Annotated in this window: 9 protein-coding genes and 1 pseudogene; 9 read left to right on the top strand and 1 reads right to left on the bottom strand. The window is 63.7% G+C overall.

Annotation, left to right across the window (positions count from 1 at the left end; all coding sequences use genetic code 11):
* Together PFH44_RS19835 and PFH44_RS19830 are read left to right on the top strand one after the other, a co-directional pair.
* Nucleotides 1-779: ABC transporter permease (locus PFH44_RS19835; protein ID WP_283825908.1), on the top strand; the 779-nt coding region annotated here is incomplete at its 5' end.
* On the top strand, nucleotides 773-1,549 hold the full coding sequence (locus PFH44_RS19830) for an ABC transporter ATP-binding protein (RefSeq protein WP_283825907.1): 777 nt from the start codon (nucleotides 773-775) through the stop codon (nucleotides 1,547-1,549). The genes PFH44_RS19835 and PFH44_RS19830, both read left to right, overlap by 7 nt.
* 63 nt (nucleotides 1,550-1,612) lie before the next feature.
* Here the strand turns inward: PFH44_RS19830 and PFH44_RS19825 are convergent, their stop codons facing one another.
* Nucleotides 1,613-3,775: a TonB-dependent siderophore receptor gene (locus PFH44_RS19825; protein WP_283825906.1), complete on the bottom strand. Its 2,163-nt coding sequence runs from the start codon at nucleotides 3,773-3,775 to the stop codon at nucleotides 1,613-1,615.
* 427 nt (nucleotides 3,776-4,202) lie between these two features.
* Between PFH44_RS19825 and PFH44_RS19820 the strand changes: the two genes are divergently transcribed.
* The 7 genes and pseudogenes from PFH44_RS19820 to PFH44_RS19790 form a co-directional block, all read left to right on the top strand.
* A complete protein-coding gene (locus PFH44_RS19820) occupies nucleotides 4,203-5,024 on the top strand; it encodes an ABC transporter ATP-binding protein (protein ID WP_045858792.1) in 822 nt (273 codons plus the stop codon).
* Nucleotides 5,021-6,040, top strand: coding sequence for a FecCD family ABC transporter permease (locus PFH44_RS19815; protein ID WP_283825905.1), 1,020 nt, complete (start codon nucleotides 5,021-5,023; stop codon nucleotides 6,038-6,040). The genes PFH44_RS19820 and PFH44_RS19815 overlap by 4 nt, the downstream gene beginning before the upstream one ends.
* The gene (locus PFH44_RS19810; RefSeq protein WP_283825904.1) at nucleotides 6,037-7,497 is read left to right on the top strand and encodes an iron chelate uptake ABC transporter family permease subunit; all 1,461 of its coding nucleotides are present in this window, start codon (nucleotides 6,037-6,039) and stop codon (nucleotides 7,495-7,497) included. The genes PFH44_RS19815 and PFH44_RS19810 overlap by 4 nt, the downstream gene beginning before the upstream one ends.
* A complete protein-coding gene (gene nifA / locus PFH44_RS19805; RefSeq protein WP_283825903.1) occupies nucleotides 7,494-9,068 on the top strand; it encodes a nif-specific transcriptional activator NifA in 1,575 nt (524 codons plus the stop codon). Before PFH44_RS19810 ends, nifA begins: the two co-directional genes overlap by 4 nt.
* Before the next feature lie 154 nt (nucleotides 9,069-9,222).
* Nucleotides 9,223-10,629 (top strand): nitrogenase cofactor biosynthesis protein NifB, encoded by a 1,407-nt coding sequence (gene nifB, locus PFH44_RS19800; RefSeq protein WP_283825902.1) that lies wholly within the window; start codon nucleotides 9,223-9,225, stop codon nucleotides 10,627-10,629.
* A complete protein-coding gene (locus tag PFH44_RS19795) occupies nucleotides 10,629-11,132 on the top strand; it encodes a nitrogen fixation protein NifQ (protein WP_283825901.1) in 504 nt (167 codons plus the stop codon). Before nifB ends, PFH44_RS19795 begins: the two co-directional genes overlap by 1 nt.
* A gap of 1 nt (nucleotide 11,133) precedes the next feature.
* Nucleotides 11,134-11,343 (top strand): annotated as a pseudogene (locus PFH44_RS19790) (dihydrofolate reductase family protein); the annotation flags it as partial.
* Nucleotides 11,344-11,547: the final 204 nt, after the last annotated feature.

Here is an 11,547-nt window from a genome sequence, read left to right as displayed (position 1 = left end):
ACTGGCGCCAGCGGGGCGGGCGCCTGCAGCATGCCGGGAAATGGCTGGCGCTGCTGCCGGTGCTGTTCGGCCTGTGGGAGTGGCTGACGGCGAAATCCGCGCTGCTGCCGGTGCCGTTTTTTGCCCCACCGCAGGCGCTGATTGAAGTCCTGTTTGACGACTGGCCGCGCCTGCTCGATAGCCTGCTGCACTCGCTGGGCCTGCTGAGTCTCGGAGTGCTGCTCGGAACGTCCAGCGGTTTTATCAGCGGGCTGGCCATTGGCTGGTCGCAGCGCATCGGCTACTGGCTGCATCCGGTGCTGCGCCTGCTCGGGCCGGTGCCGTCAACGGCGCTGCTGCCGCTGTGCCTGTTTATCTTTCCTTCCAGCTTCGGGGCCAGCGTCTTTTTAATTGCCCTCAGCACCTGGTTTCCGGTCACCGTACTGACGTGGTCCGGGGTGGTGAGCATCGACAAAGCCTGGTACGACGTGGCGCGCACGCTGGGGGCCAGCCAGCGTTTTCTGATCCTGCGGGTGGCCATTCCCGCGGCGCTGCCGAACGTCTTCGTCGGGCTGTTTATGGGATTAGGCGCCTCGTTTTCGGTGCTGATCGTCGCTGAGATGGTCGGCGTTAAATCGGGGATCGGCTTCTATCTGCAGTGGGCGCAGGGCTGGGCGGCCTATCCCAACATGTACGCCGCGCTGCTGGTGATGGCCTTTCTCTGTTCCGGCCTGATTAGCGGACTGTTTATTTTACGCGACCGGCTGCTGAGCTGGCAGCGAGGAGGCATGACATGGTAACGACCACGGCGACGCCGGCCGGCGCGGCCATCGACATCGCCCACCTGAGCCACGCCTTTGCGCTGGGCCGCCAGACGGTACCGGTGCTGGAGAATATCAGCCTGCGGTTGCGCCCCGGAGAGAGCGTGGCGCTGCTGGGGCCGTCCGGCTGCGGGAAATCTACCCTGCTGCGGCTGCTGGCGGGGCTGGAGGCGCTGCAGAGCGGGCAGATGCAGATCGACGACCGCCGCATGGGGGCTCCGGGGCCGGAGCGGATCCTGGTGTTCCAGGACCCAACCCTCTATCCGTGGCTGACGGTGCGGCAAAACGTGCTGCTCGGGCCCCAGGCGCAGGGGAGAAAAGGGCTGGAGCCAAAGGCCGACGCGCTGATTGCGCGGATGGGGCTGGAGGCGTTTAGCGCCGCCTGGCCGCGTCAGCTCTCCGGCGGGATGGCCCAGCGGGCGGCGCTGGCGCGGGCGCTGCTCAACGAGCCGCGGCTGCTGCTGCTCGACGAACCCTTAGGCAAGCTGGACTCCCTGACGCGCATCGGCATGCAGCGCGAGCTGATCGCGCTTTGGCAGCAGCAGGGCTATACCAGCCTGCTGGTGACGCACGATATCGAAGAGGCGCTGCTGCTGTGTGAAAGAGTGCTGGTGATGTCGCCCCGTCCGGGGCGGATTATTGCCGAATTTACGCTGCCGCTACCTTTCCCGCGCCACCGCGATAATCCGCAGCTGGTCGGCCATCGGCAGGACATTTTGCGCATCCTGGGCCAGGCGGAGGACTGGTAGGATTGGCGATGGGGCGTCTCTCCCGGCGGCAACCTTGCGCTGCGCCGGGAGAGCGTCGGGCGCTTAAAAGTCCATCTTCACCGTAAACTGCACTTCGCGCGGGTCGCCAATCTGGTTGCCCAGGTTATTGGTGCCGACCGAAGAGGTGTAGTAGGTCTTATCGAACAGGTTTTTGACGTTAACCTGCAGGGTGACCGGATACTGCAGCTTCATCTTGTAGGCGGCGAACGCGTCCGCAACGCCGTACCCCGGCAGGTAATAGTCCGCGCCGTTGGTGGCGGAACGCTTGCTGACCGCGTGTCCTCCCGCGCCGAGGGTCAGGGTATTGCCGGCGTAGACGTTATGCACGTCATAGGTCATGTACAGCGAGCCGGTATGTTTTGGCACGTTCGGCATCGGCTTGCCGGCGTAGTCCGGATCGTCGAGCACCTTGGCGTCGGTATAGCCGTAGCTGGCGATGATGCTCAGGTTGTCGGTGAGCGACCCGGCGACGTCCATCTCCACGCCCCGCGAGCGCACCTTGCCCGCCGTTTTGGCGATGGTTTCATCCCCGACCGTTTCGTTGTACAGCACGTTGCGCTTATCGATATCGAACAGGGCGATATTGGCGGTCACGCCGCTGAACAGCTCAAACTTGGCGCCCAGCTCATAGGAGGTGGACTCTTCCGGCGGCAGGTTGCCGATATAGCTGGCGATGGACGACTGCGGCATAAACGACTGCGCCACGTTACCGAACAGTGAAATGGTCGGTGTCAGCTTATAGACCAGGCCAAACTTCGGCGTCCACTTCTGGTCGCTGCTGTCGGTATTGACGTTAAACGGACGCCCCTTGCCGGCGTACTGGGTGTAATACTGGTAGCGCACGCCGGCGACGGCGATCCAGCTATCGTTGAGGTAGAGCGCGTCCTGCACGTAGGCGGCGTAGCTCTCCTGCTGAATGCGCTGATCGCTATCGGACGCCGACACGCTGGTACATTTATCGACGGTGCCGTAGACCGGATTGTAGATATTGAATCCCTTGGTATTCTTACAGCGGATCATGTCGGTGCGCAGCAGATCGTAGTTCTCGTAGGCGATACCGCTGAGGATCTCGTTGTAGAAACCGCCAATCACCACGTCTCCCTGCAGATCGGCGCGGGTCGAGTGCATTTTCTGGGTTGAGCCGTGGGTGGCGTCCACGCGGCGGGTCAGGTCGCCGGTGGCCGAATCATAGGCCATCACCCGCGCCTGGTTGTCGTTGTAGTGATCCTGGCTGTAGCCGTAGTCAAAACGGGCGGTCCAGGCCTCGTTAAGCCGGTACTCGGCGTTAATCTGCGCCAGATCGGAGTAGCCGTCGGTAATATTGAACGGCTCGTCGAAGCGGGTTTTACGATCGACGTTGACCGCCTTTTTGGTATTGAGATCGAAAATCGTCCCGCGATCGAATGGCGTGCTGTAGTCGCGATGCGAGTACGCCACGTTGACCGTGGCGCGGTCGCCAAACCAGGTCAGGGAAGGGGCGATAAAGCTGCTCTTCTCTTTGCCAAAGCTGCGCCAGTAGTCTTCATTCTGATATTCGCCGATGACCCGGTACGCGAGGCGCGTCCCTTCGATGGGCCCGGTGACGTCAAACTGGCCGGTGCCGCCGCCAAAGCTGGTGGAGGTCGCCGAAATCGAGCCGCCGAAGGTTTTTTCCGGGCGTTTGGTCACCACGTTAATCAGCCCGCCGGGGTCGAGAATGCCGTACAGCGTCGAGGCCGGGCCTTTCAGCACCTCCACGCGATCGGCGGCGGCGTTGAAGCTGCGCGGCAGGACGGTGCGCAGCCCGTTGGTCATAATAGAACCGTCGCGGTTGGCGCCGAAACCGCGGCGGGTAAAGGCGTCCTGGGTGCCGCCGAGGGTATTGGTCTGCACGACGTTGGCGACGTTATACAGCGCCTCGTCAAGCGAGGTGACGTGCTGATCTTCCAGCACCCGATCGCTGACGGTGTTAACCACCTGCGGGATATCCAGCAGCGGCATTGAGGTCAGCGTCGCGGTCGCGCTGCTGAGGGGCTGATAGCCGCTGGTGGCGTTCTGCTGCGCACCGTCGGCCACTACCGTAATGGTTTCGTCGGCGGCATTTTTATCTTTTTCCGCTGCGGTTTGTGCGGCGATAATCCCCGGAGAGGTAAACGAACCCAAAAAAATCAGTGAAAAAAGTGCACGCCCTTTCAATGTCGTGAAAGGGACAGTTGATTGCGTCATTTGTCTGTTTCTCGTGAACGAATCCGTCCTTTGCGGACAGATAAAGCCAATTAAATCATTGCCCTTAAAAATATTATCTATCCGTGAACCGCCATAATTCGCGCCCGGATATGTAATTGAGAATCATTCAATCACGTAGCAATGTAGTAGTAAACGTTATGTAAGATAAAAAAATGCTGCCGGCGAAAGCGGCGTTTTGGCGGCGGAATGAACTGCGAAAGATGTGTTTATCATTATGTTTTTAATGTGTTTAATTGAGGTTGTCCCGCTACGCCAGATTGCCGGTAGTGACTTTTCGCTGCGCGTAAAACAGAGTATTGACTACTACATTCATTCACATCATGATCAAAAGAGAATGAGATGTATTTTTGTTTGAGTGCAGTCCGTGCGGGCCTGATGCCACGCCGCTGCGGTGCGGGAGCGAGTTATGCCACAGCGGGTGATGCCTGCAGAGCAGGGGATTGTGCTGGATTCCCTGTCGGCCGGATACGGCCAGACCCTTATCGTCAACGATATTAATCTGACGATCCCCCACGGCAAAATGACGGTACTGGCCGGGGCCAACGGCTCCGGGAAATCGACCCTGCTATCGACCATCGCCCGAATGCTCAAGCCGCTCGGCGGCTGCGTACGCCTCGACGGTGAGGTTATCCACGAGCTGCCCACCCGGACGGTATCGCGCCGGCTGGGGATACTGCCCCAGTCGCCGCTCACCCCGGAAGGGCTGACGGTTTTCGAGCTGGTCGCGCGCGGGCGCTATCCCTGGCAAGGGCTGATGCGCCAGTGGTCGGCCGACGACGAGCGGGCGGTGGAGGAGGCGCTGGCGCTGACCGGCACCGCTGAGTTCGCTCATTTGCCGGTGGACAGCCTCTCCGGCGGCCAGCGCCAGCGCTGCTGGATAGCGATGGCGCTGGCCCAGCAAACCGCCACTATTCTGCTCGACGAACCCACCACCTGGCTCGATCTGCGCTATCAGGTCGATATTCTCGAGCTGCTGCAGACCCTGACCCGCGAACACGGGCGCACGGTGGTGACCGTCCTGCACGACCTGAACTTTGCGGTGAACTATGCCGATACGCTGGTATTTCTTAAGCAGGGGCGCATTGCCGGAGTGATTGCTGAAAATGAAACCTGTACGCCAGAGCTGATTAAAACGGTGTTTGACGTTGACGTGCAGATGTCGCTGAACCCGCAAACCGGTAAACCGTTCTTTATGCCCTTTCGCGCCCGCCAGGCGGCCGGACAATGAGCGCCGGCGCGCTGATGCTCCGGCGCCGACGCGCCCGGCCGCGGCTGGCCGTGGTGGTGCTGACCCTGCTGCTGATCGGCGGCTCGCTGGTGCACCTGGGGCTGGGCGCGCGCTGGATTGCGCCGCCCACCATACTGCAGGCGCTGCTCCATTACGATCCGCGCAGTTTTGACCAGCGGATTATCGTCGATTTACGCCTCGTGCGCCTGGCCGCCGCGCTGCTGACCGGCGCCGCGCTCGGCGTCGCGGGCATGCTGCTGCAGACGGTGATCCGCAATCCGCTCGGCGAACCGCACATTCTCGGCCTCAACGCCGGCGCGTCGCTGGCGGTGGTGGCGACCTCGGCGCTGGGCCTCGGCGAGGCGGCGTTCGGCCGCCCGCTGACCGCCGCCTGCGGCGCAGGGCTGCTGTTTGGCGCCGTGATGCTGCTGGCCTCCTCCGGACGCGGCGGTATGACGCCGCTGCGCATCACCCTGTGCGGGGTGGCGCTCTCGGCCTTTGCGTCGGCGGTGACCGCGGCGGTCCTGATTCTGGACGAACAAACGCTGCTTGCGATGCGCACCTGGCTGGCGGGCGATCTGGCCGGGCTGAAGTGGCAAACGCTGCGCGCGGCGCTGATCCCGTCGCTGGGCGGGCTGCTGATCGCGCTCACCATCGCCCCGCGGCTTAACGTCCTGGCTTTGGGGGATAAGGTCGCCCTCGGGCTGGGGGTGAAAATTGCCCAGACCCGGCTGCTGGGGCTCGCCGCCATCGCGCTGCTGTGCGGTTCGGCGGTCGCCGTTGCCGGGCCGATCGGCTTTGTCGGGCTGGTGGTCCCGCACGTGGTGCGGCGGCTGATTACCGAGGACATTCGCCTGGCGCTGCCGCTGGCGGCGCCGGTGGGCGCTCTGGTGCTGGTGCTGGCGGATATTGCGGCGCGCACCCTGGTGGCGCCTCAGGAGCTGGCGACCGGGGCGATGACCGCCCTGGTGGGTGCGCCGCTGTTTATCTTTATTGCCGCGAGGTTCTTTAAATGAAAAGCGCCGCACGTCGTGCCGGATTCCGCCCGCTGACTGCGGGGAGTCGTCATATTCTGCTGCGCCCGGCGGCGCTGAAGAGCGCCGCCGGGCTACTCGCCGCGATCGCCATTCTCGGCGCGTTTGGCCTGACGCGCGGCAGCTTTCCGCTGCCTTCCGGGACCGTGCTGCGCGCGCTGCTGGATGCGGATAGCCTCAGCGGACAGCAGCGCTTTATTCTGTTCGATATCCGCCTGCCGCGGCTGTTTATGGCGCTGCTGTGCGGGGCGATGCTGGGGATGGCCGGCGCGGCGATGCAGAGCATCACCCGTAACGGGCTGGCGGACCCGGGGCTTATCGGCGTCAAGGAGGGGGCCAGCGTGGTGGTATTGGCGCTGATCCTGTTCTTCCCGGCGACGGCGCTGGCGTGGCGACCGCTGGCGGGAATGGCCGGCGGCGTGCTGGTGGCGCTGCTGGTGCTGGCCCTGGCGCGCGACTGCTCGCGGCCGCGCTTTATCCTGATCGGTATCGGCGTCTCCTGGACGCTGGCCGCGGCGGTGGGCATTTTTATGACCACCGCCGACGTCCGCGACGTGCAGACGGCGATGATCTGGCTGGCGGGAAGCCTGCACGCCGCCACCTGGCCGCTGCTGGCGGTCGCCGCCTGCTGGGCGCTGCCCGGCGTCAGCGAAGAAGCCAGCCGCTATTTCGTCGATAGCGCCCCGGCGCGGACGCTGGTCGTTATCACCGACTGCTCGCAGCAGCGCCAGCAGCACGAGCAGGGCCGCCTCGACCGGCTCAAGCAGCAGATGACCGCCGGTAAGCTGCTGGCCGCCATTCGCGAGTCGCTCGACGCGGCGCTCATTCAGCTTAACTGTCCGATCAACATGCTGGCGGCGGCCCGCCGGCTGAACGGTGAAGGCGGCGGTAACGTGGCGCTGGAGGCGGCGTGGCGCGAAGGCGAAGAGGCGATGGCGCGCCTGCAGCGCTGCCGGCCCTCCCTGGCGCTGGAGAGCAACGCCGCCTGGCCGCTGCAGCCCTTCTTCGACGATCTGTGCGCGCTCTACCGCACCCGCTTCGACGATCGCGGGGTGCTGCTGGTCGATATGGCCTCCCCGCACCTGATCGGCTTCGGCCAGCGCACGCAGCTGCTGGCCTGCTTAAGCCTGTGGTTTGACCGCACGCTGGCCCTCGCCGCCGAGCTGCCCTCCGTGCCGCTGGAGATGCAGCTCTACGCCGAAGAGGAAGAGGGCTGGCTTTCACTCTACCTCAACGACAATGTGCCGCTGCTGCAGGTGCGCTATACCCACTCCCCCGACGCCTTAAACTCTCCCGGCAAGGGGATGGAGCTGCGGCTCATCCAGACCCTGGTCGCCCACCATCGCGGCGCTATCGAACTCACTTCCCGTCCGCAGGGGGGAACCTGCCTTGTGCTGCGTTTCCCCCTTTTTAACACCCTAAACGGAGGCGAGCTATGACCCACAAACCCGACCCCGACACCACCGTCAGGCGCTTCGACCTCTCTCAACAGTTCACCGCCATGCAGCGCATCAGCGTGGTGCTGAGTCGCGCCACCGAGGCCAGCAAGACGCTCCAGGAGGTGCTGAGCGTGCTGTACAACGACGCCTTTATGCAGCACGGCATGATCTGCCTTTACGATAGCGAGCAGGAAATTCTCAGCATCGAAGCGCTACAGCAGACGGATGGCCAGACGCTGCCGGGCAGTACGCAGATTCGCTACCGGCCGGGGGAAGGACTGGTTGGCACCGTGCTGGCGCGGGGCCAGTCGCTGGTGCTGCCGCGCGTCGCCGACGATCGGCGCTTTCTCGATCGCCTCAGCCTCTATGATTACGATCTGCCGTTTATCGCCGTGCCGCTGATGGGACCCAACTCTCAGCCCATTGGCGTGCTATCGGCCCAGCCGATGGTGCGCCAGGACGAGCGTCTCCCGGCCTGCACGCGGTTTCTTGAAACCGTGGCTAACCTGATAGCCCAGACCATTCGCCTGATGATCCTCCCGACTTCCGCGCAGCAGCCAGCTCAGCCCCTCGCCAGGGCCGAGCGGCCGCGTACCTGCGCGCCTGCGCGCGGTTTTGGCCTCGATACGATGGTCGGCAAAAGCCCGGCAATGCGCCAGATTATGGAGATTATTCGTCAGGTCTCCCGCTGGGATACCACGGTGCTGGTGCGCGGCGAGAGCGGAACCGGCAAGGAGCTGATTGCCAATGCCATTCACCATAATTCGCCGCGCGCCGCCGCCGCGTTCGTCAAGTTTAACTGCGCGGCGGTGCCGGACACCCTGCTGGAGAGTGAGCTGTTTGGCCATGAGAAAGGCGCCTTTACCGGGGCGGTGCGCCAGCGCAAAGGCCGCTTTGAGCTGGCGGACGGCGGCACCCTGTTTCTCGATGAGATCGGCGAAAGCAGCGCCTCATTCCAGGCCAAGCTGCTGCGCATCCTGCAGGAGGGAGAGATGGAGCGCGTGGGCGGCGATGAAACCCTGCGGGTAAACGTGCGCATCATCGCGGCGACCAACCGCCATCTGGAGGAGGAGGTGCGGCTGGGGCATTTCCGGGAGGATCTCTACTATCGCCTCAACGTGATGCCCGTCGCCCTGCCCCCGCTGCGCGAGCGCCAGGAGGATATCGCCGAGCTGGCACACTTTCTGGTCCGTAAAATCGCCCACAATCAGGGGCGGTCGCTGCGGATCAGCGACGGCGCGATCCGCCTGCTGATGGAGTACAGCTGGCCGGGAAACGTTCGCGAGCTGGAAAACTGCCTTGAGCGTTCGGCGGTGATGTCGGAGAGCGGGCTGATCGACCGGGACGTGATTTTATTCAATCACTACGACACGATGCCGAAAGCGCTCCCCGCCAGCGGCCCGTCAGAGGATGGCTGGCTCGATAATACCCTCGACGAGCGCCAGCGGCTGATCGCCGCGCTGGAAAAAGCCGGCTGGGTGCAGGCCAAAGCGGCGCGCCTGCTCGGGATGACGCCGCGCCAGGTCGCCTATCGGATCCAGATTATGGACATCACCATGCCGCGAATCTGACCCGCCGTGTGAGGTTCAGGACATTGTCAGCAACGGGGCGGAATTGCGACAATTTATCGCCCAATATTCTCTTTCATTTTCAGCTAGTTGGAAAGCTGACGTTTGGTACAGCATTTGCAGCAGGAAGGTATCGCCCAACCATGAAGGTACGACCATGACTTCCTGCTCCTCTTTCCCTGCCGGTAAAGCCTGTCACTCTGCGGACAGCGGCGCACTAACGCCTTTCGTTGCCGATAAGGCCGCAGCGCACCCCTGCTATTCCCGCAGCGGTCATCACCGCTTTGCGCGGATGCATCTGCCGGTCGCTCCCGCCTGCAATTTGCAGTGCAACTACTGTAACCGCAAGTTCGACTGCAGCAATGAATCCCGCCCCGGCGTCTCGTCAACGCTGCTGACGCCTGAGCAAGCGGTGCTCAAAGTACGCCAGGTCGCCGAGGCCATCCCGCAGCTTTCAGTGGTCGGGATCGCCGGTCCCGGCGACCCGCTCGCCAATATCACCCGCACCTTCCGCACCCTCGAGCTGATACGCGACCAGCTGCCGGACCTGAAGCTGTGCCTGTCGACCAACGGCCTGATGCTGCCCGACGCGGCGGATCGCCTGCTGGATGTCGGCGTTGACCACGTTACGGTCACCATTAATACCCTGGATGCCGATGTTGCCGCGCAAATTTATGCCTGGCTCTGGCTCGACGGCGAGCGCTACAGCGGGCGCGAGGCCGGAGAGATCCTCATCGCCCGCCAGCTGGAGGGCGTGAGCAGGCTAACCGCCAAAGGGGTGCTGGTGAAGATAAACTCGGTGCTGATCCCGGGGATTAACGACAGCGGTATGGCCGACGTCAGCCGTCGGCTGCAGGCCAGCGGCGCTTTTATTCACAATATTATGCCGCTGATCGCCAGACCGGAGCACGGCACGGTTTTCGGCCTTAACGGCCAGCCGGAGCCGGATGCCGAAATGCTTGCCGCCACCCGCAGCCGCTGCGGCGAAGTAATGCCGCAGATGACCCACTGCCATCAGTGCCGCGCCGACGCTATCGGTATGCTGGGGGAGGATCGCAGCCAGCAGTTTACCGAGCTGCCGGCCGCCGCAAGCCTTCCCGCCTGGCTGCCTATTCTCCATCAGCGCGCCCGGCTTCACGCCAGCATCGCCACCCGTGGAGAGTCCGAGGCCGACGACGCCTGCCTGGTTGCGGTTGCCTCAGGCAGCGGAGACGTGATTGACAGCCATTTTGGTCACGCCGACCGCTTCTATATCTACAGCCTGTCGGCCGCCGGCATGGTACTGGTCAATGAGCGGTTTACGCCGAAATACTGCCACGGCAGCGACGGCTGCGAGCCGCAGGATAACGACGCCAGGTTTGCGGCGATCCTGGCGCTGCTGGCGGACGTGAAAGCCGTATTCTGCGTGCGCATCGGCCATGCGCCGTGGCAAAAGCTGGAGCAGGCGGGCATTGAGCCCTGCGTCGAGGGGGCATGGCGGCCGGTTTCCGAGGTGCTCCCCGACTGGTGGCAGCAGCGTCGGGGCAGCTGGCCCGCAGCGCTGGCGCAGCAGGGGGGCGCCTGATGGCGCCGCATGACTGGCTAAACCGCCTGTGGCTGCTCTATCACGCGGGGAAAGGCAGCTTTCCCCTGCGGATGGGGCTCAGCCAGAGCGACTGGCTGGCATTAGGTCAGAGCCTGGCTCAGGTCGAAACGCCGCTGGACGGCGAGGCGCTTACCCGCCGCCGCCTGATGGCGGAGCTGAACGCCGCCCGCGAAGAGGAGCGCAGGCAGCTCGCTACGTGGTTGGCGGGGTGGATGCAGCAGGATGCCGGGCCGATGGCGCAGATCGTCGCCGAGGTTTCTCTGGCCTATAACCATCTCTGGCAGGATCTTGGCCTGGCGTCACGGGCCGAGCTGCGCCTGCTGATGAGCGACTGCTTTCCGCAGCTGGTGGTGATGAACGAACACAATATGCGCTGGAAAAAGTTCTTCTACCGCCAGCGCTGCCTGCTTCAGCAGGGAGAGGTCGTCTGCCGCTCGCCGAGCTGCGACGAGTGCTGGGAGCGCAGCGCCTGTTTTGAGTGACTGGCTCGACGGCGGGCAGCTGATCCAGTCGTTCCTGCGCGAAGGGCTGGTCGCCGATATCATTATCACGACCGTTTCCGTCCTGCTCGGTTCGGGCAAACCGCTGTTCGGATCCCTGCCCCAGGATATCGATTTGACGCTGTTATCAAGCCGCAGCTTCTCTTCGGGTCTGGTGCAGTCGCACTATCGGCTGGCGCCCCAAGTCGCATAGAGACGCGGGGCGGCCTGCGCGAAGGCGTAACGGCCGCCCTGCTGCTAGCGATACCGTTCTGCTTCCACCGCCTCGCGAACCTTAACCAGCGCGGGCCGCAAACTCTCCGTCGAGACCGATCCCAGCGCCAGCCGGATGGCCTGGGGGACGGTTTGCGCGGTGCAGAAAGGCGCCGCCGTCGAAACGGAAATATTATCGTCCATC

The sequence above is a fragment of the Klebsiella sp. Ech2A genome (assembly GCF_030078455.1).
Classification (GTDB): domain Bacteria; phylum Pseudomonadota; class Gammaproteobacteria; order Enterobacterales; family Enterobacteriaceae; genus Klebsiella; species Klebsiella terrigena.
This window is presented reverse-complemented; position numbering and strand designations above follow the sequence as displayed.

Coding starts and splice junctions, on each gene's coding strand:
- PFH44_RS19830 (WP_283825907.1), top strand. CDS start 773: ATGGTAACGACCACGGCGACGCCGGCCGGCGCGGCCATCGACATCGCC.
- PFH44_RS19795 (WP_283825901.1), top strand. CDS start 10,629: ATGGCGCCGCATGACTGGCTAAACCGCCTGTGGCTGCTCTATCACGCG.
- PFH44_RS19810 (WP_283825904.1), top strand. CDS start 6,037: ATGAAAAGCGCCGCACGTCGTGCCGGATTCCGCCCGCTGACTGCGGGG.
- PFH44_RS19815 (WP_283825905.1), top strand. CDS start 5,021: ATGAGCGCCGGCGCGCTGATGCTCCGGCGCCGACGCGCCCGGCCGCGG.
- nifB (WP_283825902.1), top strand. CDS start 9,223: ATGACTTCCTGCTCCTCTTTCCCTGCCGGTAAAGCCTGTCACTCTGCG.
- nifA (WP_283825903.1), top strand. CDS start 7,494: ATGACCCACAAACCCGACCCCGACACCACCGTCAGGCGCTTCGACCTC.
- PFH44_RS19820 (WP_045858792.1), top strand. CDS start 4,203: ATGCCACAGCGGGTGATGCCTGCAGAGCAGGGGATTGTGCTGGATTCC.
- PFH44_RS19825 (WP_283825906.1), bottom strand. CDS start 3,775: ATGACGCAATCAACTGTCCCTTTCACGACATTGAAAGGGCGTGCACTT.